Raw genomic sequence first — 21,888 nt, 5'->3', positions numbered from 1 at the left:
TGAGATCAGTCGGCGCTCATCTGCGCACTGTGGGCGACCTTGCCCAGGCGCTCGTATTCGCGCTTGGTCAGGGCGTCGAAGTCGGCCACGCTGGCGCTGCGCGGGGTGAAGCCGGCGGCCAGAAGCTTGTCCTTGACCGCAGGGTCCGCCAGCGCATCGGCCAGGGCCTTGTTCAGGCGCTGGGCCACGGCAGTCGGCAGGCCGGCCGGGCCATAGACGCCGAACCAGGGCTCGACCGCATAGTCGGGCAGGCCGGCTTCGGCCAGTGTCGGCACGTCGGGCAGGGCCGGGGAGCGCTGAGCGCCCGCCACGGCCAGTGCGCGCAGCTTGCCGGCCTGGATGTGGGGCAGCGAGGCGGGCAGGTTGTCGAAGGCGATGGGTACCTGGCCGCCGATCAGGTCGGTGATCAGCGGTGCGCTGCCCTTGTAGGGCACGTGCACCAGGTCGGTCTTGCTGGTCTGGGCGAACAGCACGCCGGCCAGGTGCATGGAGGTGCCGGCACCGGCCGTCGCATAGGGCAGGCCGGGGTTCTTGCGCAGGTGGGCCAGCAGCTCGGCCACGTTTTTCACGGGCAGTGCGGGGCCGGCCTCGAGCACGATGGTGGAGTTGCCCAGCAGGCCCACGGCCGTGAAGTCCTTGCGCGGGTCGAAGGGCATCTTCTTGTAGATGTGCGGGTTGAGCGCATTCGTGGAGATGGCGCCCATGCCCACGGTGTAGCCGTCGGGCGCGGCCTTGGCCACGGCGTCCATTCCGATGTTGCCGCCCGCGCCCGCGCGGTTGTCGATGATGACCGGCTGCCCCAGCGTCTGTGCCATGTGGGCACCCACGGTGCGCGCCACCAGGTCGGTGGTGCCGCCGGGGGCATAGGGAACGACGAAGCGGATGGGCTTGGCCGGGAAGGCTGCCTCCTGAGCGGCCAGGGGGCCGGCGGCCAGACCGAGCACGGTGGCGGCTGCAGCGGCACACAGCAGGGTGCGGCGGGTGGTGTGGGTACGGTCGAAAGCGGCCATGTAGAGGTGTCTCCGAGGATGGTTATAGGAATGCCGCCATTCTTGGCCGGCCTGCGGTTTCCTACAATCGTTCTTTCCACTGCATGGACAAGCATGACCACCCTGGTGCTCGACCGCGTGCTGCGCATCCTCGACCAGCTCTCGCGTTATGACGCGCGCGGGCTGTCGCTGTCCGACATCGCGCGCCAGTCCGGCATACCGCACCCCACGGTGCACCGGTTGCTGCAGGACATGATGGCCGCCCGCCTGGTGGCTGCGCTGCCCGAGGGCAAGGGCTACGTGCTGGGCCGCCGCCCGTTCGAGCACGGCCTGGCCGCGCGCGGGCGGCACGACGTGGCGCCGCTGTTCACGGCCAACCTGCAGCGCCTGGCCGATGCCACGGGCTATGCGGCCTACCTGTTCGTGCTCAGCGGGCACGAGGCCGTCTGCTATGCCCACACCAACGTGCAGCGGCTGGACCCGCCCCTGAGCGTGACCGTGGGCGGGCGCCGCCCGCTGGGCGTGGGCGCGGCGGGGCTGGCGCTGATGGCGGCGCAGGACGCAGAATTCATCGACGCAGCCATACAGGCCAATGCCCCCACCTTGGGCCGTTACGGCGGGCTGGACGAGCCGGCCCTGCGCCAGTTGCTCGCGCAGACCCAGACCCTGGGCTATGCGCGCAGCGGCGGCTGCCTGAACACCAACACCGCCGCCGTGGGCCATGCGGTGGTGGATGTGGGCGGGCGCGCGTTCGCGGCCATCAGCCTGTCAACCACGGTGGCGCGGCTCACCCAGCGCGAGGCGGCGCGGTTGGCCGCGCTGCTGCGCACCGAGATCGCGGACATCCAGCCGCGGGTTCATTTCCACTGGAGCGACTCGGCGCCGTTGCGCTGAGCGTCGTCAGCAGCGGATCGGGGCTAATGTGGCGCCTGATCGGCACCCGTATCGGCGCTCGCAGCCATTTCGAGCTGCATCATGATCATGTTGACCAGCATGTGCACCGTGGGGCGGCCGGTCTCGATCACGTAGTGCGCCGTCTCGCGGTACAGGCCATCGCGCTGTCCGTACAGGGCGCGCAACTTGTCCATGGGGTTGCCGCCCTGCAGCAAGGGGCGGGTGCGGTCGTGCTTGACGCGCTTGTAGATCTCTTCGGGCGAGGCGCGCAGGTAGAGCACCGGGCCCATGGCGCGCAGCACGTCGCGGTTCTCGCGGCGCAGCACGGCGCCGCCGCCGGTCGAAAGCACCATGCCGCCGGGCTGGGCAGCGGCCTTGGCGAGTTCCTGCGCCTCCAGGTCGCGAAAGCGCGCTTCGCCATGTTCCTCGAAGAACTGGCGGATGCTGGTGCCCAGCGTTTCCTCGAGCCGGTGGTCCAGGTCGATGAAAGGCACGCCCGTGCGGTGCGCCAGCTGCCTGCCGACGGTGGATTTGCCCGAGCCGGGCATGCCGACCAGTGCACAGCGAATCTGCATATTCTTTTCTTGCCCCTTGGGGGACGAGTTTAAAGCAGGGCCCTGTGGTTGCTACAGTGCCGCGTAGACCAGCGCCGGGTACAGCTCGCACAGGTAGCGCAGCTGGCCGGGCGCCTGGGTGAGCAAGATGGCCACCAGGTCCTCGGCCGGGTCCACCAGGAAGAAGGTGCCGCCCATGCCGCTCCAGCCGTACTGGCCTACCGAGGCGGCGTGGGGCGCCAGGCCGGCGCTGCGGCGCACGGCCACCCCCAGGCCGAAGCCATAGCCCTCGGGCAGGATGTCCCCGGCAGCCGGAATGCCCGCGCCCAGATGGTCGGCCGCCATGAAGGCCACGGTGGCGCGGCTGGCCAGGCGCACGCCGTCGAGCGTGCCGCCGGCCAGCAGCAGGCGCGCAAAACGCGCGTAGTCGCCGGCCGTGGACACCAGCCCGCCGCCGCCCGATTCGAACGTGGCCGGGCGCGACACGTTATTGAGCACCACCTCGGCGCCGGTCTGCGGGTCGCGCGCGAAAGGCTCGGCCAGCCGGTGCAGTTGCTCCGCCGGCACGTGAAAACCGGTGTCGCGCATCTGCAGCGGGCCAAACACCCGGCGCTGCAGGATGGCCCCCAGGGGCTCGCCCTCCACCACCTCCAGCAAGGCGCCCAACACGTCGGTGGCGCGGCTGTATTCCCAGCAGCTGCCGGGCTGGTGCAGCAGGGGCAGGGGCCCGATGGCCTTGGCCAGCGCGGCATTGCCGTCGCGGCGCGAGCCGATGCGTGCCGCTTGATAGGCCTGGGCCACCGGGCCGGTGTCCCAGGCATAGCTCAGGCCCGCCGTGTGGCGCAGCAGGTCATGCACCGTGGCCTCGCGCCGCACGGGCGCCGTGCCACCCGTGGCGGGGTCGAACACGCCCTGGCTGGCAAACGTGGGCAGGTAGCGTGCCACGGGGTGGGACAGGGGCAGGCGCCCCTCCTCCATGAGCATCAGCGTGACCAGCGACACCACGGGCTTGGTCATGGAGTAGATGCGAAAGATCGAATCCGCCGCCATGGCCGGTGCGCCTGCGCCGGGTGCCTGGGCGCCCAGGGCGTCATGCAGCACCGTCTGGCCGCGGTGGTGCACCAGCGCCACCGCGCCGGGCAGGATGCCACGGTCAACGTGGTCCTGCAGGACGGTTTGCAATCGGGTCAGGCTGGGGGCATGCATGGACGGTGCTCCTTGGGAAAGATGGCTTGAGCCTGCCACAAGTGGCCGGCAGGCCCAGCCGCCTGTGGGACAGCGCCTACAGTGGCTTCCGTGCCCGGCCGGTGCAAAGCGCGCGGGCCATCCCTTAGGCTTGGTGCATGACCGCATCCGACCGAATCCAGCGCGCCACCGCACGCCTCAAACCCCTGGTGCAGCCTGTGCTGCCGCTGTGGCGTGCAGTGCAGATGTGGCTCGACGCCGATGGCCTGCGCATGAGCGCCGCCATGTCCTTCTACGGCATGCTCAGCCTGGCCCCCTTGCTGCTCCTGCTGGTGGGCGTGCTGGGCTGGTGGCTGGACCGCAGCTACCTGGAAAGCAGCCTGCTGCACCAGGTGCAGTCGGTGATGGGCGAGCGCGTGGCCGACGTGGTGCGCCAGGCCCTGGCCAGCGCGCAGGAGCCTTCCGAGGGTCGGCTTGCCTCGCTGATCGGCTTTGTCGTGTTGCTCTCGGGTGCCACCGGGGTGTTCGTGGAGCTGCAGTCGACGCTGGCGCGCCTGTGGCAGGGGAGCGAGCCCGAGCCGGCGCGTGCCGCCTGGTGGCACATGGCCTCGCTGCGGCTGCGCGGGCTGGCCTACGTGCTGGCCATCGGCTTTTTGCTGCTGGTCTCGCTCACCCTGTCCACCCTCATTAACCTGTTTGCCGGTTGGGCCGGTGCCCGGCTGTCCATCGCACCGCTCGGGCCCATCCTGCAGGTGGTCAACGAGGTAGTGGCCTTTGGTTTTGCCGTGGCGCTGTTCGTGGGGCTGATGCGCATTGGCGGCGGGCGCAAGCCGCCTCTGCGCTGCCTGGTGGCTGGTGCGGTGGTGGGGGCCACGCTGTTCACCATCGGCAAGCAGCTGCTGGCGTGGTACCTGTCGACCGCTGCCGTGGTCTCTGCGTACGGCGCTGCCGGCTCGCTGGTGGTGCTGCTGATGTGGATCTATTTCTCGTCGGCCGTGCTGCTGTTCGCGGCCAGCTGTGCCCGGGCCCTGGACGAGGCGGGCCTGCAGGTGCGCAGGCGCCGCGCCACGGCGGTCCCCGTGCCGCAGGCCGATACGGGCGTGGCGCCCGTGCCTTGAATGGACGAGCGGGGCTGGTGTCACTTTGCGCTGTAAGCAACAGCAACTGTCTGCCGCAGGGCTCTGCACTTTGAGGGGTGCTCGCAGCACTTCTTACCGACCCTTACAAAGCAGACAAAGCCCCGCACCATTGCCTGTATACCGTGCATCCATGGGCCGCGTTGTGCACTGAGCGCCGGCCCCCCGGCACACGAACCAACCAATGAATAAAAAATGGCGCGCACGCGCGCGAAAGGAAACACCATGAACAACCCGATCACCTTGCAGCCGTCCGATGTGCGCACAGTGCCTTCCACCCCCTCGCCCATGAAGTGGATGTGGGTCGCCATCGCCTCCCTGGGAGCATGTGTGGTGGCCCTGGGTACCACGCTGGTGGTGCAGCACCGTCCTGCTGAAGTTGCGGCCGCCTCAACGGCGGCTAGCCCGACCGTGGTGGCCCAATCACTGCAGGGCGTTCCCGCCCAGCCGCCGCTGGGCCTGGTGCAACCCCAGGCTGGGGCCCCGGTCCAGCGCGCGCCTGCGCCCATGCCCGAGCCATTCCAGCCCCAGCGTGCGAACCTGGCCGGCGGCACGACTCCGATGGTGCAACGCGCGCCGGTGTGCAGCAGCTGCGGCCGGGTCGAATCGGTGCAGGCCATCCAGCAGGCCGAGCCCGCCACCGGTGTGGGTGCGGTCGCGGGCGGCGTGCTTGGCGCGGTGGTAGGCAACCAGATCGGCAAGGGCAACGGCCGCACGGCCGCCACGGTACTGGGCGCCGTGGGCGGCGGCTATGTGGGCCACCAGGTGGAGCAGCGCTCGCGCACCCGCACGGTGTACCAGGTGGCGATCCGCATGGACGATGGGTCGCTGCGCCGCTTCACGCGCGCCCAGCCCCCGGCCGTGGGCACGCCCGTGGCGCTGCAGGGCAAGGGCTACCGCATCGACCACGAGCGCGACAGCCGCCCGAACGGCGGTGGCGCGTACACCAACGCCCCTGCGGGCGCGGTGCGCGTGGCCAACGGCTATTGAGCGGCGGCAGGCCTGATCACAGCGCCTTGACCAGCTCCGGCACAGCCGCAAACAAGTCCGCCTCCAGCCCATAGTCCGCCACACTGAAGATCGGCGCCTCGGCATCCTTGTTGATCGCCACGATCACCTTGGAGTCCTTCATGCCCGCCAGATGCTGGATCGCACCCGAGATCCCGGCAGCGATGTACAGCTGCGGCGCCACGATCTTGCCGGTCTGGCCCACTTGCCAGTCATTCGGTGCATAGCCCGCATCCACCGCAGCGCGGCTGGCGCCCAGGGCGGCGCCGAGCTTGTCGGCCAGCGGGGTCATCACTTCGTCGAACTTTTCCTTGCTGCCCAGCGCCCGGCCACCGGAGACGATGATCTTGGCGGCGGTCAGCTCGGGGCGGTCGCTCTTGGCGATCTCGCTGCCCACAAAGACGCTCTTGCCCGTATCCGCCGTGGCGGCGGAGGTTTCTGTTCCTGCGCTGCCCCCCGTTGCGNGGCGTCGCTGCTCTGCACGGTGGCGATGGCGTTGCCGGCGTAGATGGGGCGCTCGAAGGTGTCCGGGGAGACCACCTTGGTGATGTCGCTGATCTGGGCCACATCGAGCTTGGCGGCCACGCGGGGGGCCACGTTCTTGCCGCTGGCGGTCGCGGGGAACAGGATATGGCTGTAGGCGCTTGCGATGGCGAGCACTTGTGCGGCCACGTTTTCTGCCAGGCCGTGTTCCAGGCCGGGGGCGTCGGCATGGATGACCTTGGCCACACCCGCGATTTGTGCGGCGGATTGGGCTGCAGCACCGGCATTGTGGCCAGCGATCAGCACGTGCACGTCACCGCCGCAGGCAATGGCGGCGGTCACGGTGTTCAGGGTGGCGCCCTTGACGGTGGCGTTGTCGTGTTCGGCAATAACGAGTACGGTCATTTGCTTGTTCTCCTTATTGTTCAGATGACTTTGGCTTCGTTCTTGAGCTTGTCGACCAGGGCAGCCACGTCGGCCACCTTGACGCCGGCACCGCGCTTGGCGGGCTCGGTGACCTTGAGGGTCTTCAGGCGCGGCGTGACGTCCACACCCAGGTCTTCGGGCTTGACGGTANCTTCATGATGTTGGGCAAGGTGACGTAGCGGGGCTCGTTCAGGCGCAGGTCGGTGGTGATGACGGCGGGCAGGGTCAGGGACAGGGTTTCCAGGCCGCCGTCGACTTCGCGGGTGACGCTGACCTTGTCGGCAGTGAGTTCCACCTTGCTGGCGAAGGTGGCCTGGGGCAGGTCGGCCAAAGCGGCGAGCATCTGGCCGGTCTGGTTGGCATCGTCGTCGATGGCCTGCTTGCCCAGGATCACGAGGCCGGGTTGTTCCTTGTCGACCAGGGCTTTCAAGATCTTGGCCACGGCCAGGGGCTGCAGTTCGACGTCGGTCTCGACCAGGATGGCGCGGTCGGCGCCGATGGCCATGGCGGTGCGCAGGGTTTCCTGGCACTGGGCCACGCCGCAGGAGACGGCGATGACTTCGGTCACCAGGCCTTTTTCTTTCAGGCGCACGACTTCTTCGACGGCGATTTCGTCAAAGGGGTTCATGCTCATCTTCACATTGGCGATGTCCACACCCGTTTGGTCCGACTTGACTCGGACTTTCACGTTGTAGTCCACCACGCGCTTGACGGCGACGATTGCTTTCATGGGAGGAACTCCATCAGTACAAGGAAAAGGTTCGCGCAGGCGTGTGGGCCTGCGCAGGGAATGAGGAAGGTGTGCTGAAGGCGTCCAGGCCGGGGCTCAGAGAACGACCGGGATCTCTGTGGCGGGCGGCGTGTTGCGGCTGCGGCCGCAGCGCACCAGGCCGTCGATCATCACCATCCCGATGCCGGGGATGTCGCCCAGTTGCACGCTTTCGAGCAGCGTGGCTCCGGCCGTGTGTTGGGCGCGGTCCATGAACACGAAGTCCGCCGCGCGACCCGGCTCGATCAGCCCGCAGTTGAGGTTGCGGATGCGCGCCGTGTTGCCCGTGGCAAAGCAGAACACCAGCTCGGCCGGGATGTTGGCGAAGCTCGAGATCAGCGCAATCATGCGCAGCATGCCCAGGGGCTGCACACCCGAGCCTGCGGGCCCGTCGGTGCCCAGGATCACGCGGTGCGGGCACTTGAGCTCCATGGCGGCGCGTGCGGCCTCGATGGCGATCTTCTCGTTGCCGTTGTGCACCAGCTCGATGGCGCGCGAGGACTTCTCGCACAGTTCGCACACATGCTTCCAGGGCAGCGAGGTGTGGCCGCCGTTGATGTGGCCGATCACGTCGGCATCGGCTTCCAGCACCACATCCTTGTCGATCAGGCCCGAGCCGGGTATGGACGGCCCGCCCGTGTGGATGGTGCTCTGGATGCCGTACTTGCGTGCCCAGGCCACCATCTGCTGGGCCTCGTAGCCGGCCTTCACGGTGCCCAGGCCGACTTCGCCGAGCAGGGTCACGCCGGCATCGGCCATGTCCTTGAAGTCCTGCTCGACCATGCCCTTCTCGATGATGGGCGCACCCGCGATCACCTTCACGCCGCCGGGGCGGAAGTTGTCGAACGCGCGCTGCGCGGTGATGGCCAGGGCCTTCAAGCCCACGATGTCCTTGGGCCTGCCGGGCAGGTGCACCTCGCCGGCCGAGACCATGGTGGTCACACCGCCGTTCATGGTCGAGTCGATCCAGCCGATCTGGTTCTGGCGCGGCGTCCAGTCGCCGAAGACGGGGTGTACGTGGCTGTCGATCAGGCCGGGGGCCACGCAGGTCTGGCGCGCGTCGATGGTGGTGCGCGCGTGTTCGGTGTCGCAGTCCTTCTCGCGGCCCACGGCCACGATGAGGCCGTCGTTCACGACGATGGTGTCGGCGTCGAGGATGGGGCGTTCCAGGTCGCCCGAGAGCAGCAGGCCGATGTTCTTGATGACGACTTTGCCGGAGGCCGCATTGGTGGAGATGTCTGCCATGGGAAGGTACCAGTCGGTTGGTGGAAGGGGAGGGGCAAACTGCGGCGATCGTGGGGCTGCAATTCGTGTAGTGAATACTACATAAGAGGCTGGCATCGTGCAAGATGGCAAGCACTGCAAAGTGTCTCGGGGCAGATCAGGCGCTGCGGTGAAGCGGGCAGGCTGCGCCCCTGCCGATCGCCCGGATCGGCAGGGGGCTCTTGCAAGATATGGGCCTTGGGCCCCGGGGAGGGCGCGTTGCGCCTCAGGACGCCCGCACGGTCCGCAGCACGGTATCGATCATGAACTCGTCCCAGTGGGCCACGGCCTCGGGCTGGTCGATGTCCTCGCCCAGGAAGGCCGAGAGCGTGTAGCGGTTGGACTGGTAGAAGTAGCCCATGGAGGCGATCAGCAGGTACAGGTCGCGCGCGCGCAGGTCGGCGCGGAACTCCTGGCTGGCCACGCCCGCGGCCAACACCTGCTCGATCACCGAGACGGCGGGCGAGGAATACTCGCGCGCGCGCATCGACTTGGAGATGTGCTTGCCCTTGTGCAGGTTCTCGGTGTTGAGCAGCGTGACGAACTCGGGGTGCTTGCGGTAGTACTGGCTCACGAAGCGGACCACCGACTTGAGCGCTTCGACCGGGGTTTCGAGGCGGATGTCCAGCGCCGACTCGGCGTCGTTCATGCGCCGGTAGATCTCTTCGAGCACCTCGATGAACAGGCCTTCCTTGCTGCCGAAGTAGTAGTAGATCATCCGGTCGAAGGACTTGGCGGCCTTGGAGATCTTCTCCACGCTGCCGCCTTCATAGCCGTAGCGTGCGAACACCTTGATCGCCGCCTTGAGGATGTTGTCGCGCGTGGTCTGGGCCGCCTGCTCGCGCACGCCGGTGCGGCGTGTCGAGGGGGCGCGGGTGGAAGCAGTCCGGGTCTTGGTGGGTGTAGCCGACATGGATGATCCGTTGGGTGGCAGGGCAGCCCCTGCCATGCAGGGACCGGGCCTGCCGGGGATATTACTGCTCAGCGAAGGCTCGTTCGATCACAAAGTCGCCGGGCTTCGTGGTGTTGCCTTCCTTGAAGCCGCGCACTTCCATCATGTGCTTGAGGTCGCGCAGCATCTCGGGGCTGCCGCAGATCATCACCCGGTCTTCCACCGGGTTCAGCGCTGGCAGGCCCAGGTCGCGGGCGAGCTGGCCGTTTTCGATCACGGTGGTCACGCGGCCCTGGTGCTTGAAATCCTCGCGCGTCACGGTGGGGTAGTACTTGAGCTGCTTGCTCACCATCTCGCCCAGGAACTCGTGCTTGGGCAACTCTTCGGTGATGTAGTCGTGGTAGGCCAGCTCCTTGACCTCGCGCACGCCGTGCACCAGCACCACTTCCTCGAACTTCTCGTAGGTCTCGGGGTCGCGGATCAGGCTCAGGAAGGGGGCCAGGCCGGTGCCGGTGGAGAGCATGTACAGCCGCTTGGCGGGCAGCAGGTAGTCGATCAGCAGGGTGCCGGTGGGCTTCTTGCCCACGACAATGGAGTCGCCCACCTGGATGTTCTGCAGGCGCGAGGTCAGCGGGCCGTCGGGCACCTTGATCGACAGGAACTCCAGGTGTTCCTCGTAGTTGGCGCTGGCGATGCTGTAGGCGCGCAGCAGCGGCTTGCCGTTCACGCGCAGGCCGATCATCGTGAAATGGCCGTTGGAGAACCGCAGCGCGGTATCGCGCGTGGTGGTGAAGGAAAACAGGCGGTCCGTCAGGTGGTTGACGGTCAATACGCGTTCTTCAAGAAAGGCGCTCATGGTGCTTACGTCGGCTAAAAGTTGAAAAATAGGGCGAAAAAGCTGGCTGAAAGGCTGGGGCCGGCCGCGTCAGAGCGCGATGTCCAGGCCGGAAAGCTTGTGGCTCACAACCCTCCATTGTTCCGCATCTGGCAAAGGCGGTTTTCTTTTGGTGATTGTGGGCAGGCCGGGGGCCAGCTTTTTGTTGAACTGGATAAAGATTTCCATGCCTGCCGGGAGGTCGTCCTCGGCATAGATGGCATTGGCTGGGCATTCGGGGATGCAGACCGCGCAGTCGATGCATTCGTCGGGGTCGATCACCAGGTATTCAGGTCCCTCCTTGAAGCAATCGACCGGGCATACATCCACGCAATCGGTGTACTTGCACCGAATGCATGCGTCTGTGACTACGTGCGTCATTTTGGGGCTCCTTGTGCACCATTTCAGGGGGCGCGCAAACACTATTGCGGACTGCGAACGATTGCGCTACATTCGCCTCAAATGTAGTGATCACAACATTTAAGTTAAGTGAATGCTACACAAAACGCCATGAACGTACAAGCACAGAAAACGGTGCGAGGAATGGGTTGCCACGATGACTGAACACACCAAGACCGATGGCCTTCCAGGCATGGACGCACCCGAGCTGCCGCAGGTGCTCGAGCGCGCCCGGCCGCGCAATGAACGCATGAACACGGCCAAGGTGGAGTGCAACGCCTGCCCCGTGCTGTGCCAGATCTCCGAAGGCCGCAGCGGCGCCTGCGACCGCTACGCCAACCAGGCCGGCGTGCTGGTGCGGGTCGATCCCGTGGTGCTGCTGCGCAAGACCATGGCGGACGGCGAGGCGGTGCTGGTGCCCTTTGCAGGCCGCGCTGCCGATGCGGGTGCCGGAGGCCAGGACGCACCGGCTGAGCAGCCCGCCTGGAGCGGCGACCTGCTGCTGACCGAGGAGGTCTTCGTCACCGGCGTCGGCTCTTCCACCACCTACCCCGACTACAAGCCCGCGCCCTTCATCGTCGGCTCCAAGGTCGATGGCGTGGACATGGTCACCGTGGTCACCGAGGGCATCTTCAGCTACTGCAGCTTCAAGGTGAAGATCGACACCGACCGCTTCCTCGGCCCCGAGCAGGCCAACGTGCGCTGCAAGGGCGAGGTGGTGGGCCATGTCACCACGGCCGAGTACGGCTCGCAGATGCTCTCGCTGGGCGGCGTGCACCACCTGACGGGCGGCAGCAAGAAGGAAGGGCGCATCGCCAACGAGATGATGCAGATGCTGGGCAACAAGCAGGCGGTGGAGCTCACCATCGACGGCGGCTCGCAGCTCGTGATCCAGGCCGGGCATGCGCCCATCGTCAACGGGGTGGCCGAGCAGCGCATGCGCGTGGGCTGCGGCTCGGCCGCCATCGGCATCTTTGCGCGCCAGTTCTTCGGCCAGGCCGACGAGGTGGTGGTGGTGGACGACCACATCACCGGCGTGCTCACCGAGCACCAGGCCGGCCGCTGCCTGGACATGAAATCCTCGGGCATCAAGATGCGCGGGCGCAAGTCCACGCCGGGCCGCTACTTCCAGGTGGCCAACCCCGGCACGGGCTGGGGCGGCACCGACATCGCCGACCCGCTGTCCATCATCGAGACCTGGGACGAAGCGGTGGCCTGGCCCGGCCTGCGCCTGTTGATGACCTCGACCACCGGCGAACACGCCAGCTGGTATGTGCTCGACGAATCGCTGAATCCGGTGGAGGCCGAGATGCCCGCCGAGGTGCGCCGCATCGTCGACCGCATCGGCGAAAACTGCGAACCCTCGATGACCTCGGTGCTGTTCCTCGGCGGCGCCGGCGGCAGCCTGCGTGCGGGCGTCACTGAAAACCCGGTGCTGCTCACCCGCTCCATCAAGAATGCGCTGGTCAATGTGACCTGCGGTGGCGCCCCGGCCTATGTCTGGCCCGGTGGCGGCATCACGGTGATGGCCGACGTGCTGCGCATGCCCGACAACAGCTTTGGCACCGTGCCCACTCCGGCCATCGTGGCACCCATCGAATTCAGCATGCGCCGCAGCGACTACGCGCTGCTGGGTGGCCACATGGACCAGGTGCGCAGCCTGCGCGAGGTGCTCGAACGCGGCGCCTGGCACAACGATGGTGCGCCGCAATCGGTTGCGTGGCTGACCCTGCCATCGGCCAACCCCTGGCCCCTGGGCCAGCCGCCGTTGCTGGGTTGAAGGCACACCACCATGCAAGCCACCCGACAACTGCTGTCCGCCGGCCGCTGGCACCTGCAGCACGGCCCCATGGACGTGCTCGTGCAGGCCGAGGGCGATGCGCTCGCGGTGGCCGCGGCGCATGCGCGTGCCTGGGTGCGCTTTCAGGGCCTGCTGCAGGAGCTGGTGCGCGAGCTGACCGCGCTGCGTGCGCGGGTGGGCGCTGGCGACTGCCCGCTGCAGGGCCCCGTGGCGCGCCGCATGTGGAGCGCCTGCCAGCCGTTTCGCCAGGACTTCATCACGCCCATGGCCGCAGTGGCCGGCTCGGTGGCGCAGGAGCTGCTGGCCTGCTACACAGTGGATGGCGTGCGGCGCGCCTGGGTGAACAATGGCGGCGACATCGCGCTGCACCTGGCGCCGGGCGAATCGGCCAGCGTCGGGGTGTATGCCGACATTGCCGGGCTCGATGCGGCGCAGCTGCAGTGCGGGCCGCTGCTCGACGGCGCCTTTCGCCTCACGAGCACCATGCCGGTGCGCGGCGTGGCGACCAGCGGCTGGCGCGGACGCAGTCACTCGCTGGGCATTGCTGACAGCGTCACCATCCTGGCGGCCACGGCCGCCCAGGCCGACGCCGCGGCCACGGTGGTGGCCAATGCCGTGAACCTGCAGGATGCACGCATTGCCCGCAGGCCCGCCTGCGAAGTCAAGGACGACAGCGACCTGGGCGCCATCCTCGTCACGGTGGACGTGCCAGCGCTGCCGGCCGCCCTGGTGCGCCAGGCCCTGCAGGCCGGTCTTGAAAAAGCGCAAGAATTGCAGCTTGCCGGCCATCTGTGGTGCGCACTGCTTTCGTGCCAGGGGCAATGGATGGCGACGCCATCCGCGCGCCTGGCGCTGGAAGGCTCCACCGAGGAGAAATCCGCTGCCTTGTTTGAAGTTGGTTCAGTATTTGCTTAATGAATTGCACAGGCCATCCCATGATCCAGATCCGACGCGTTTTCACCCACCTTGAGGAAATCCGGCACGAATTCGGGCCCGAGACTGGTGCGCCGCTGCTGCGCGGCGCCATCGGTGCTGTGCTCACCAACCCCTATGCCGGCCGCTACGAGGCGGACATCCTGCCCATGATGGACGCGCTGCAGGAGGTGGGCCTCGACATGGCGCAGCGCCTGCTCAAGGCCATGAACGTGCAGGCCGAGCGCATAGCGACCTATGGCAAGGGCGCCATCATCGGCGCTGCCGGTGAGCTGGAGCACGGCGCGCTGTGGCATGTGCCCGGCGGCTACGCCATGCGCGAACTGCTGGGCTGGAAGGGCGACCGCAACGCCTACGCCAAGGGCCAGGCCGAGGAAAAGACCGGGCAGCCTGCCAACGCGCTATCCATCGTGCCCTCGACCAAGAAGGTGGGCGGCCCTGGTGCGGCGCTCGACGTGCCGCTCACCCACATCAACGCCAGCTACGTGCGCAGCCATTTCGATGCCATCGAGGTGCGTGTGCCCGGCGCACCGCTGGCCGATGAGATCGTCTTCATCCTGGCCATGACCACCGGCGCACGCATCCATGCGCGGGTGGGCGGGCTCAAGGCCGCCGACATCAGCCAGTGGAACGGCCTGCGCTGAACCCACGCCAACCATAACGACTACGAGAGACCAAGGAGCACACACATGCCAGCCAAGATCCGGAAAATCATCGTCCAGACCGACGAAGTGCGCGTGGAAATGGGCCGCGAGGTGAACCCGCCCGTGCGCAAGGCCCTGGCCATGGCCGTCATCGAGAACCCGTTTGCGGGCCGCTACGTGGAAAACCTCGACGAGCTGATCGCCATCGGCGAAGAGCTCGGCGGCCTGCTGGGCGAGCGCTGCGTGCAGGCCCTGGGCATTGCGCCCGGCCAGGCCGAGAGCTATGGCAAGGCCGCCATCGTGGGCGAAGGCGGCGAGCTCGAGCATGCTGCGGCCATCCTGCACCCCAAGCTCGGCGCCCCGCTGCGCCTGGCGGTGGAAAAGGGCGCAGCCCTGGTGCCTTCAAGCAAGAAGATCGGCGGCCTGGGCGCTGCCATCGACGTGCCGCTGGGCCACAAGGACGCCGCCTACGTGCGCAGCCACTTCGATGCCATGGAGGCCCGTGTGGCCGATGCGCCACGCGCCAACGAGATCGTGGTGGCCGTGGTGGTCACGGCCGGCGGCCGCCCGCTGCCGCGCATAGGCGGGCTCACCACCGCAGAAGTCCAGGGCCAGGACGGCCTGCGCTGAGCGCACCGCCACACCCGTGACCCGCTGTCTCCCCCATACTGTTCGCCACCGCTGTTTCTCTCCCATCCAATCCATCAGGAGTGTTTCCATGACGATGCTTAAGACCCTCATGCGTGCTACGGCCGCTGCCGCGCTGGCCGCCACAATCGCTCCCGCGATGGCCCAGGATGTCATCAAGATCGGTGAGATCAACAGCTACAAGGCCCAGCCCGCCTTCCTGGAGCCCTACAAGAAGGGCATGGAGCTGGCAGTGGACGAGATCAACGCCGCAGGTGGCCTGCTGGGCAAGAAGGTCCAGCTCGTGATCCGCGACGACAACGGCAACCCCGGCGATGCCGTGCGCGCCGCCGAGGAACTGGTCTCGCGCGAGAAGGTGGATGTGCTCACCGGCTCCTTTCTCTCGCACGTGGGCCTGGCGCTGACCGACTTCGCCAAGCAAAAGAAGTTCTTCTTCCTGGCCGGCGAACCGCTGACCGACAAGATCGTCTGGCAGAACGGCAACCGCTACACCTACCGCCTGCGTCCCTCCACCTACATGCAGGTGTCGATGATGGTGCCCGAGGCCGTGGCCCTGAAGAAGAAGCGCTGGGCGCTGGTCTACCCCAACTACGAATACGGCCAGTCGGCCGTGGCCACCTTCAAGCAACTGCTCAAGGCCGCGCAGCCGGACGTGGAATTCGTCGTCGAGCAGGCGCCCCCGCTGGGCAAGGTCGACTCGGGCAGCGTGGTGCAGGCCCTGGCCGATGCCAAGCCCGATGCGATCTTCAACGTGCTGTTCGGCGCCGACCTGTCCAAGTTCGTGCGCGAAGGCAACACGCGTGGCCTGTTCAAGGACCGTGAAGTGGTCAGCCTGCTGACCGGCGAGCCCGAGTACATGGACCCGCTCAAGGACGAGGCCCCCAACGGCTGGATCGTGACCGGCTACCCCTGGTACGGCCTGCAGACGCCCGAGCACAAGGCCTTCCAAACGGCTTACCAAGGCAAGTTCAACGACTACCCGCGCCTGGGCTCGGTCGTGGGCTACAGCGCCATCAAGTCGCTGGCCGAGGGCATCAAGAAGGCCGGCTCCACCGACACCGAAAAGCTGGTCGTTGCCTTCAAGGGCCTGCAGGTGCCCACGCCGTTCGGCCGCATCACCTACCGCCCCGAGGACAACCAGTCCACCATGGGCGGCTACGTGGGCCGCACCAAGAACGAGGGTGGCAAGGGCGTGATGGTCGACTACCGCTACGTGGACGGCGCCAAGGTGCAGCCTACGAACGACGAAGTCAAGAAGATGCGCCCGGCCGACTGACGGCTGGTCCCCGGCCTGAGGCGGCTGCGGACACTTGCGTCCGCTAGCCCCTGAGGCCATATTGCTACCCCACATGCACGCGAACGGGCAGACGGACATGCCCGAGGGACAAGTGTTGCCGAAGGATCTGGAATGAGTTTATCGAGTTTTATCGTTCAGCTGCTCAATGGACTGGCGGGGGCCTCCTCGCTGTTCCTCGTGGGCGCCGGGCTTTCGCTGATCTTCGGCGTCACGCGCATCGTGAATTTCGCGCATGGCTCGTTCTTCATGGTGGGCATCTACGTCGCCTACTCCATGGTGGCCAAGCTGGGCACCGGCCTGGGCTTCTGGCCCGCGCTGCTGCTGTCGGCCGTGGTGGTCGGCGCGCTCGGTGCCCTGGTGGAGGTGGTGCTGCTGCGCCGCATCTACAAGGCACCCGAGCTGTTCCAGCTGCTGGCGACCTTTGCGCTGGTGCTGGTGATCAAGGACGCCGCGCTGTGGATCTGGGGCCCCGAGGAACTGCTCGGCCCGCGTGCGCCGGGCCTGTCGGGCTCGGTCAGCATCCTGGGGCGGCAATTCCCCTCGTACGACCTGTTCCTGATCGTCGTCGGCCCGGTGGTGCTGGGCCTGCTGTGGCTCTTGCTCACCCGCACCCGCTGGGGCACGCTGGTGCGTGCCGCCACGCAGGACCGCGAGATGGTCAGCGCCCTGGGCGTGAACCAGGCCTGGCTGTTCACAGCGGTGTTCGCCCTGGGCGCCTTGCTGGCGGGCCTGGGCGGTGCGCTGCAGCTGCCGCGCGAACCGGCCACGCTGGAGATGGATCTGAACACCATCGGCGCCGCCTTCGTGGTGGTGGTGGTGGGCGGCATGGGCTCCATCCCGGGCGCCTATGTGGCCGCGCTGCTGATCGCCGAGATCAAGGCCATCTGCATCTGGCTCGGCGTGGTCGAAATCTTCGGCTACAGCGTGTCGTTCTCCAAGCTCACGCTGGTGGTCGAGTTCCTGGTGATGGCCGTCGTGCTCGTGGTGCGCCCCTGGGGGCTGATGGGCAAGCCACAGGCTGCCAGCCGCAACACCGGTATTCCCGAAGCGCCTCTGCGCGCCTCGCCGCCCTGGTACAAGATCGGTGCGGCCGTGCTGGTGGCCGCGCTGGTGCTGCTGCCCTTCGTCACCACCGGTTCGCCCTATCTCACCGTGCTGATGATCGACCTCTTGATCGCGGCGCTGTTCGCGGCCAGCCTGCACTTCATCATGGGGCCGGCGGGCATGCATTCGTTCGGCCATGCCGCGTACTTCGGCCTTGGGGCCTATGCGGCTGCGCTGCTGGTGCGCTCGGCCGGCATCCCGATGGAAGCGGCGCTGTTGCTGGCCCCGCTGGCCGCGGCGGCCGGTGCGTTGATCTATGGCTGGTTCTGCGTGCGCCTGTCGGGCGTGTACCTGGCCATGCTGACGCTGGCCTTTGCGCAGATCACCTGGGCCATCTGCTACCAGTGGGATGGCTTCACCGGCGGCAGCAACGGCCTCACGGGCGTGTGGCCGGCCGAGTGGCTGTCGGACAAGCGCAACTACTACTTCCTCACGCTGGCCCTGGTGGTGGGCGGCGTGCTGGCGCTGCGCCGGGTGCTGTTCTCGCCCTTTGGCTATGCGCTGCGCGCCGGGCGCGACTCGGTGCTGCGCGCCGATGCCATCGGCATCGACGTCAAGCGCATGCAGTGGACGGCCTTTGTCATCGCCGGCCTGTTCGCGGGCCTGGGCGGTGCGCTGTTCGCCTTCTCCAAGGGCAGCATCTCGCCCGAGGCGCTGCACGTGGGCAAGTCGGTCGACGGCCTGGTGATGGTGCTGCTGGGCGGTATCCAGACGCTGGCCGGCCCGGTGGTGGGTGCGGTCACCTTCACCTGGCTGCACGACACCGTGGCACGCAACACCGACTACTGGCGCGCCATGCTGGGCGCCATCATCCTGATCCTGGTGCTGCTGTTCCCGCAGGGCATCGCGGGGGCCATCAAGCAACTCTTCGATAACAAGCGCGAAGCCAAGGAGGCAGCATGAGCCTGCTCAAAGTCACCGGCCTGGGCAAGTCCTTCGGTGGGGTCAAGGCCGTCGACGGCATCCACTTCGAGCTGGCGGCCGGCGAGCTGCTGGCCCTGATCGGCCCCAACGGCGCCGGCAAGTCCACCACCTTCAACATGGTCAACGGCCAACTGCCGGCCGACGTGGGCTCGATCCAGCTCAACGGCCAGGAGCTGGTGGGCCGCAAGCCGCGCGATATCTGGCGCATGGGCGTGGGCCGCACCTTCCAGATCGCCGAGACCTTCTCCTCGCTGACCGTGGTGGAAAACGTGCAGATGGCGCTGATCTCCAACGACAGCCGCCTGTTCTCGATGTTCCGCAAGGCCTCGGAGCACAAGCGTGATGAGGCCCTGGCCCTGCTTGAGCAGGTGGGCATGAAGGCCCAGGCCGACCGCCCCTGCAGCGTGCTGGCCTACGGCGACGTGAAGCGCGTGGAGCTGGCCATCGCCATGGCCAACGCGCCCAAGCTGCTGCTCATGGACGAACCCACGGCCGGCATGGCGCCCAAGGAGCGCAACGAGCTCATGGCGCTGACCAAGCAACTCGTGATCGACCGCGGCATGGCCGTGCTGTTCACCGAGCACAGCATGGACGTGGTGTTCGCCTACGCCGACCGCATGATCGTGCTGGCGCGCGGGCGCCTGATCGCCGAGGGCAAGCCCCTGGAGCTGCGCGACCACCCCAAGGTGCAGGAGGTGTACTTCGGCACCGGCAAGACCTTCGAGAAAAAGACGGCCGGTGCAGCGATTGCTGCTGGGCCTGCGGAGACCGCATGATGACGACGACGATTGATTCCAAGGACGTGTTGCTGGAGGCCAAGGGCCTGCAGGCTTGGTACGGCGCTGCGCAGATCCTGTACGACGTGGACCTCAACGTGCGCCGCGGCGAGGTCGTGGCGCTGATGGGCCGCAACGGCGCGGGCAAGTCCACCACGCTCAAGACGCTGATGGGCATGCTGGCCAAGCGCAAGGGGCAGATCCGCTTCATGGGCAAGGACATCTCCAAAAGCGACCCACACGATGCGGCGCGCCTGGGCCTGGGCTTCGTGCCCGAGGACCGCCGCGTGTTCACCGACCTCACGGTGATGGAGAACCTGGCCGTGGGCCGCCAGCCCGCGCGCCACTGGCCCGACGGCACGGCAGCGCCGCTGTGGACGCCCGAGGCCCTGTTCAAGCTGTTCCCCAACCTGGGCGAGATGCCCCAGCGCCCCGGCGGCCGCATGAGCGGCGGTGAGCAGCAGATGCTGACTGTGGCCCGCACGCTGATGGGCAACCCCTACCTGGTGCTGCTCGACGAACCCTCCGAAGGCGTGGCCCCGGTCATCGTCGAGCAGATGGCGCAGATGATCCTGGAGCTCAAGGCCCAGGGCGTGAGCATCCTGCTGTCCGAACAGAACATGCATTTCGCCGAACTCGTGTCCGACCGTGCCTACGTGCTCGAAAAGGGCCAGATCCGTTACCAGGCGTCCATGGCCGAGCTGGCCGCCAACGACGAGGTGCGCAGGTCCTACCTGAGCGTTTGAAGGATTTTCCCGGCGCGGGCCTGTTGGGCCCGTACCGATCTGCCAGTGCGTTCCCAACCGGAGTGTCCGCCATGATGATCCCTGCCCAGCGCCGTTTCTTCCTCCAATCCGCCGCCGCCCTCACCCTCGCGGGGGCCGGCATGCCCCTGGCCTTTGCAGCGGGCAAGATCAAGCCCGGCGAACGCGCAGCGCTGATCGTCGTGGACGTGCAGAACTGCTTCGTGCCCGGTGGCACGCTGCCCGTGGCCAAGGGCGACGAGGTGGTGCCGGTCATCAACCGCATCGCCACCGCGTTCGAGAACGTGGTCGTGACGCAGGACTGGCACACGCCGGGCCATGCCTCGTTCGCCAGCACGCATGCCGGCAAGAAGCCCTTCGAGAACACCAAGCTCAGCTACGGCCAGCAGGTGCTGTGGCCCGACCACTGCGTGCGCGGCACCGACGATGCGGCCCTGCACAAGGATTTGAAACTGCCCCAGGCCCAGGTGATTCTGCGCAAGGGCTTCCACGAGCATGTGGACAGCTACTCGGCCTTCGAGGAGGCGGATCGCAAGACCTCCACGGGCCTCGCGGGCTACCTCAAGCAGCGCGGCATCAAGACGGTGTTCGTGACCGGCCTGGCCACCGACTTCTGCGTGGCCTGGACGGCCCTGGACGCCAAGCGCCTGGGCTTCGAAACCTATGTGGTGGAAGACGCCTGCCGCGCCATCGACCTCAACGGCTCGCTGGAGGCGGCCTGGAAGCAGATGAAGGCCAAAGGCGTCAAGCGCATCCAGTCGAGCGACCTCGACATCGCCTGAGCCATGGGCACGGGACTTGCAAACCATCGGTGGCTGCCGCATGGCCGGCAGCGTGGGAATCCGTCTTTGACGGTTTCGCAACACCCCCTGTAAATGGTTGCACAGTCCCTCGTGTTGCGGGGAAACTGCCACCTTTGATGTAAGGAGCGTTTCATGAAGTACCGTGGGATGAGGGATGGGCGCACCGACCGCAGGGCCGTGCTGATGGCCATGGCGGCGACGGCCCTGGGCAGTTCGGCGACGACGGCCATGGCGGCAGAGACCGGGGTGACGGACAAGAGCATCAAAGTGGGGCAGTCCGCTGTTTTCACCGGGCCCGCCAAGGACTTCGGCGTGGACTACAAGGCCGGCATCTCCCTGTACTTCGACCGCACCAACAAGGCCGGCGGGGTGTTCGAGCGCAAGCTCGAACTCGTCTCGCTCGACGACGCCTACGAGCCCAAGAAGACCGCCGAGAACACGGCGCGCCTGATCGACGAGGAAAAGGTCTTCGCCCTGATCGGCTACGTGGCCACGGGCAACCTGATCGCCGCCATGCCGCTGGCCGAGAAGGCCGGCGTGCCCATGTTCGCGCCGCTGGTAGGCACTACCTCGTTCCGCACCACGCACAACCGCTACCTGTTCCACGTGCGCGCCAGCTACGAGACCGAGCTGCGCAAGATCGTGGGCCACCTGGCCACGCTGGGCATCACCAACATCGCGGTCGCCTACCAGAACAGCGCGTTCGGCAAGTCCAACCTTGAGACCTGCCTGCAGATCGCCCAGGGCCTGAAGGTCAAGGTGGTCGAGTCGGTGCCTCTGGAGATTGCCGCCACCGACGCCAAGGCCCAGGTGGCCCAGCTCACCAAGGCCCAGCCCGGCGCGGTGGTGATGATCATGGCCGGCAAGATGGTGGAGGTGTTCCTGCGCGACTACCGTGCCGGTGGCGGCGCCGCGCCGCTGTACACCATCTCGGTGGGCATCACCGATGCGCCGGGCTCGGCCCAGCGCCTCAATGGCGGCATCGAGGGCCTGGTCACGGCCAGCATCGTGCCCTCGCCGCAGGCCAGCCGCCTGCCCATCGTGGTCGACTACCGCAAGGACCGCACCGATGCCGGTGCCAAGATCGACAGCTACACCATGCTCGAAGGCTATATCGCCGCGCGCGTGTTCGTCGAAGGCCTCAGGCGCGCGGGGCGCAACCTCACGCGCGAGGCCTTCATCAAGGCCATGGAAGACATGGGTACCACCAAGTTCGGCGATTTCCCGGTGCAGTACGGTCCGAACAACCACAATGGGTCCAACTTCGTGGACCTGGAGATGTACACCCGCACCGGCAGCCTGCGCCGCTGACGTTTCATTCA

21 protein-coding genes and 3 pseudogenes are annotated in these 21,888 nt (G+C 67.2%); 13 read left to right on the top strand and 11 right to left on the bottom strand.

Annotation, left to right across the window (positions count from 1 at the left end; genetic code table 11):
- Nucleotides 1–5: 5 nt before the first annotated feature.
- On the bottom strand, nucleotides 6–1,010 hold the full coding sequence (locus ASE28_RS11935) for a tripartite tricarboxylate transporter substrate binding protein (protein ID WP_057266738.1): 1,005 nt from the start codon (nucleotides 1,008–1,010) through the stop codon (nucleotides 6–8).
- Between the two features lie 93 nt (nucleotides 1,011–1,103).
- Between ASE28_RS11935 and ASE28_RS11930 the strand changes: the two genes are divergently transcribed.
- Nucleotides 1,104–1,883 carry an IclR family transcriptional regulator gene (locus tag ASE28_RS11930; protein ID WP_057266737.1) on the top strand — a complete coding sequence of 260 codons (780 nt, stop codon included), beginning with the start codon at nucleotides 1,104–1,106 and terminating at the stop codon, nucleotides 1,881–1,883.
- A 23-nt stretch (nucleotides 1,884–1,906) separates the two neighbouring features.
- Here the strand turns inward: ASE28_RS11930 and ASE28_RS11925 are convergent, their stop codons facing one another.
- On the bottom strand, nucleotides 1,907–2,458 hold the full coding sequence (locus ASE28_RS11925) for a shikimate kinase (RefSeq protein ID WP_057266736.1): 552 nt from the start codon (nucleotides 2,456–2,458) through the stop codon (nucleotides 1,907–1,909).
- Nucleotides 2,459–2,509: 51 nt separating this feature from the next.
- Nucleotides 2,510–3,643: a serine hydrolase gene (locus tag ASE28_RS11920; protein WP_057266735.1), complete on the bottom strand. Its 1,134-nt coding sequence runs from the start codon at nucleotides 3,641–3,643 to the stop codon at nucleotides 2,510–2,512.
- 137 nt (nucleotides 3,644–3,780) lie between these two features.
- Between ASE28_RS11920 and ASE28_RS11915 the strand changes: the two genes are divergently transcribed.
- The gene (locus ASE28_RS11915; RefSeq protein WP_057266734.1) at nucleotides 3,781–4,740 is read left to right on the top strand and encodes a YihY/virulence factor BrkB family protein; all 960 of its coding nucleotides are present in this window, start codon (nucleotides 3,781–3,783) and stop codon (nucleotides 4,738–4,740) included.
- Between the two features lie 243 nt (nucleotides 4,741–4,983).
- Entirely contained in the window at nucleotides 4,984–5,748 is a 765-nt protein-coding gene (locus ASE28_RS11910) for a glycine zipper 2TM domain-containing protein (RefSeq protein WP_200963938.1), read from the top strand.
- 16 nt (nucleotides 5,749–5,764) lie between these two features.
- On the opposite strand, the pseudogene ASE28_RS33020 reads toward ASE28_RS11910, so the two are convergent.
- From ASE28_RS33020 to fdxA, 8 genes and pseudogenes are all read right to left on the bottom strand, one after another.
- Nucleotides 5,765–6,230 (bottom strand): annotated as a pseudogene (locus ASE28_RS33020) (electron transfer flavoprotein subunit alpha/FixB family protein); the annotation flags it as partial.
- 1 nt (nucleotide 6,231) lies between these two features.
- Nucleotides 6,232–6,654 (bottom strand): annotated as a pseudogene (locus tag ASE28_RS33015) (electron transfer flavoprotein subunit alpha/FixB family protein); the annotation flags it as partial.
- 20 nt (nucleotides 6,655–6,674) lie between these two features.
- Nucleotides 6,675–6,825 (bottom strand): annotated as a pseudogene (locus ASE28_RS33010) (electron transfer flavoprotein subunit beta/FixA family protein); the annotation flags it as partial.
- Between the two features lies 1 nt (nucleotide 6,826).
- Nucleotides 6,827–7,405: electron transfer flavoprotein subunit beta/FixA family protein (locus ASE28_RS11900; RefSeq protein ID WP_235516108.1), on the bottom strand; the 579-nt coding region annotated here is incomplete at its 3' end.
- Between the two features lie 96 nt (nucleotides 7,406–7,501).
- Nucleotides 7,502–8,689 carry an amidohydrolase family protein gene (locus ASE28_RS11895; RefSeq protein WP_057202720.1) on the bottom strand — a complete coding sequence of 396 codons (1,188 nt, stop codon included), beginning with the start codon at nucleotides 8,687–8,689 and terminating at the stop codon, nucleotides 7,502–7,504.
- 244 nt (nucleotides 8,690–8,933) lie between these two features.
- Nucleotides 8,934–9,620 (bottom strand): TetR family transcriptional regulator, encoded by a 687-nt coding sequence (locus tag ASE28_RS11890; RefSeq protein ID WP_057266733.1) that lies wholly within the window; start codon nucleotides 9,618–9,620, stop codon nucleotides 8,934–8,936.
- 61 nt (nucleotides 9,621–9,681) lie between these two features.
- Nucleotides 9,682–10,455 carry a ferredoxin--NADP reductase gene (locus tag ASE28_RS11885; RefSeq protein ID WP_057202718.1) on the bottom strand — a complete coding sequence of 258 codons (774 nt, stop codon included), beginning with the start codon at nucleotides 10,453–10,455 and terminating at the stop codon, nucleotides 9,682–9,684.
- Nucleotides 10,456–10,524: 69 nt separating this feature from the next.
- Complete coding sequence (gene fdxA / locus ASE28_RS11880) at nucleotides 10,525–10,854, bottom strand: ferredoxin FdxA (protein ID WP_057202717.1); 330 nt, start codon at nucleotides 10,852–10,854, stop codon at nucleotides 10,525–10,527.
- A gap of 175 nt (nucleotides 10,855–11,029) precedes the next feature.
- Here fdxA and ASE28_RS11875 point away from each other — a divergent pair, with 175 nt between their 5' ends.
- The 10 genes from ASE28_RS11875 (at nucleotide 11,030) to ASE28_RS11830 (ending at nucleotide 21,877) form a co-directional block, all read left to right on the top strand.
- Nucleotides 11,030–12,652, top strand: a complete 1,623-nt coding sequence (locus tag ASE28_RS11875; RefSeq protein ID WP_057266732.1) for a hypothetical protein — start codon at nucleotides 11,030–11,032, stop codon at nucleotides 12,650–12,652.
- A 12-nt stretch (nucleotides 12,653–12,664) separates the two neighbouring features.
- A complete protein-coding gene (locus tag ASE28_RS11870) occupies nucleotides 12,665–13,588 on the top strand; it encodes a UPF0280 family protein (RefSeq protein ID WP_057266731.1) in 924 nt (307 codons plus the stop codon).
- A 20-nt stretch (nucleotides 13,589–13,608) separates the two neighbouring features.
- Nucleotides 13,609–14,250 carry an amino acid synthesis family protein gene (locus ASE28_RS11865; protein ID WP_057266730.1) on the top strand — a complete coding sequence of 214 codons (642 nt, stop codon included), beginning with the start codon at nucleotides 13,609–13,611 and terminating at the stop codon, nucleotides 14,248–14,250.
- A gap of 45 nt (nucleotides 14,251–14,295) precedes the next feature.
- On the top strand, nucleotides 14,296–14,880 hold the full coding sequence (locus tag ASE28_RS11860) for an amino acid synthesis family protein (protein WP_057202713.1): 585 nt from the start codon (nucleotides 14,296–14,298) through the stop codon (nucleotides 14,878–14,880).
- Between the two features lie 94 nt (nucleotides 14,881–14,974).
- Entirely contained in the window at nucleotides 14,975–16,174 is a 1,200-nt protein-coding gene (locus tag ASE28_RS11855; RefSeq protein ID WP_235514503.1) for an ABC transporter substrate-binding protein, read from the top strand.
- Nucleotides 16,175–16,306: 132 nt separating this feature from the next.
- The gene (locus ASE28_RS11850) at nucleotides 16,307–18,202 is read left to right on the top strand and encodes an ABC transporter permease (RefSeq protein WP_057266729.1); all 1,896 of its coding nucleotides are present in this window, start codon (nucleotides 16,307–16,309) and stop codon (nucleotides 18,200–18,202) included.
- On the top strand, nucleotides 18,199–18,999 hold the full coding sequence (locus ASE28_RS11845) for an ABC transporter ATP-binding protein (RefSeq protein WP_057266728.1): 801 nt from the start codon (nucleotides 18,199–18,201) through the stop codon (nucleotides 18,997–18,999). The genes ASE28_RS11850 and ASE28_RS11845 overlap by 4 nt, the downstream gene beginning before the upstream one ends.
- On the top strand, nucleotides 18,999–19,745 hold the full coding sequence (locus tag ASE28_RS11840) for an ABC transporter ATP-binding protein (RefSeq protein ID WP_369818159.1): 747 nt from the start codon (nucleotides 18,999–19,001) through the stop codon (nucleotides 19,743–19,745). The genes ASE28_RS11845 and ASE28_RS11840 overlap by 1 nt, the downstream gene beginning before the upstream one ends.
- 74 nt (nucleotides 19,746–19,819) lie before the next feature.
- The gene (gene pncA / locus ASE28_RS11835) at nucleotides 19,820–20,545 is read left to right on the top strand and encodes a bifunctional nicotinamidase/pyrazinamidase (protein ID WP_057267275.1); all 726 of its coding nucleotides are present in this window, start codon (nucleotides 19,820–19,822) and stop codon (nucleotides 20,543–20,545) included.
- A gap of 153 nt (nucleotides 20,546–20,698) precedes the next feature.
- Nucleotides 20,699–21,877: an ABC transporter substrate-binding protein gene (locus tag ASE28_RS11830; protein ID WP_200963937.1), complete on the top strand. Its 1,179-nt coding sequence runs from the start codon at nucleotides 20,699–20,701 to the stop codon at nucleotides 21,875–21,877.
- Nucleotides 21,878–21,888: the final 11 nt, after the last annotated feature.

The sequence above is a fragment of the Acidovorax sp. Root219 genome, from assembly GCF_001428665.1.
Lineage (GTDB): Bacteria > Pseudomonadota > Gammaproteobacteria > Burkholderiales > Burkholderiaceae_C > Acidovorax.
Note: the sequence above shows the minus strand (reverse complement) of the source record. Positions and strands in the feature narration are given on the sequence as shown.

Excerpts from the sequence above, each read along its gene's own strand:
- ASE28_RS11935 (WP_057266738.1), bottom strand. The coding sequence starts at position 1,010 with ATGGCCGCTTTCGACCGTACCCACACCACCCGCCGCACCCTGCTGTGT.
- ASE28_RS11930 (WP_057266737.1), top strand. The coding sequence starts at position 1,104 with ATGACCACCCTGGTGCTCGACCGCGTGCTGCGCATCCTCGACCAGCTC.
- ASE28_RS11925 (WP_057266736.1), bottom strand. The coding sequence starts at position 2,458 with ATGCAGATTCGCTGTGCACTGGTCGGCATGCCCGGCTCGGGCAAATCC.
- ASE28_RS11920 (WP_057266735.1), bottom strand. The coding sequence starts at position 3,643 with ATGCATGCCCCCAGCCTGACCCGATTGCAAACCGTCCTGCAGGACCAC.
- ASE28_RS11915 (WP_057266734.1), top strand. The coding sequence starts at position 3,781 with ATGACCGCATCCGACCGAATCCAGCGCGCCACCGCACGCCTCAAACCC.
- ASE28_RS11910 (WP_200963938.1), top strand. The coding sequence starts at position 4,984 with ATGAACAACCCGATCACCTTGCAGCCGTCCGATGTGCGCACAGTGCCT.
- ASE28_RS11895 (WP_057202720.1), bottom strand. The coding sequence starts at position 8,689 with ATGGCAGACATCTCCACCAATGCGGCCTCCGGCAAAGTCGTCATCAAG.
- ASE28_RS11890 (WP_057266733.1), bottom strand. The coding sequence starts at position 9,620 with ATGTCGGCTACACCCACCAAGACCCGGACTGCTTCCACCCGCGCCCCC.
- ASE28_RS11885 (WP_057202718.1), bottom strand. The coding sequence starts at position 10,455 with ATGAGCGCCTTTCTTGAAGAACGCGTATTGACCGTCAACCACCTGACG.
- fdxA (WP_057202717.1), bottom strand. The coding sequence starts at position 10,854 with ATGACGCACGTAGTCACAGACGCATGCATTCGGTGCAAGTACACCGAT.
- ASE28_RS11875 (WP_057266732.1), top strand. The coding sequence starts at position 11,030 with ATGACTGAACACACCAAGACCGATGGCCTTCCAGGCATGGACGCACCC.
- ASE28_RS11870 (WP_057266731.1), top strand. The coding sequence starts at position 12,665 with ATGCAAGCCACCCGACAACTGCTGTCCGCCGGCCGCTGGCACCTGCAG.
- ASE28_RS11865 (WP_057266730.1), top strand. The coding sequence starts at position 13,609 with ATGATCCAGATCCGACGCGTTTTCACCCACCTTGAGGAAATCCGGCAC.
- ASE28_RS11860 (WP_057202713.1), top strand. The coding sequence starts at position 14,296 with ATGCCAGCCAAGATCCGGAAAATCATCGTCCAGACCGACGAAGTGCGC.
- ASE28_RS11855 (WP_235514503.1), top strand. The coding sequence starts at position 14,975 with ATGCTTAAGACCCTCATGCGTGCTACGGCCGCTGCCGCGCTGGCCGCC.
- ASE28_RS11850 (WP_057266729.1), top strand. The coding sequence starts at position 16,307 with ATGAGTTTATCGAGTTTTATCGTTCAGCTGCTCAATGGACTGGCGGGG.
- ASE28_RS11845 (WP_057266728.1), top strand. The coding sequence starts at position 18,199 with ATGAGCCTGCTCAAAGTCACCGGCCTGGGCAAGTCCTTCGGTGGGGTC.
- ASE28_RS11840 (WP_369818159.1), top strand. The coding sequence starts at position 18,999 with ATGACGACGACGATTGATTCCAAGGACGTGTTGCTGGAGGCCAAGGGC.
- pncA (WP_057267275.1), top strand. The coding sequence starts at position 19,820 with ATGATCCCTGCCCAGCGCCGTTTCTTCCTCCAATCCGCCGCCGCCCTC.
- ASE28_RS11830 (WP_200963937.1), top strand. The coding sequence starts at position 20,699 with ATGAAGTACCGTGGGATGAGGGATGGGCGCACCGACCGCAGGGCCGTG.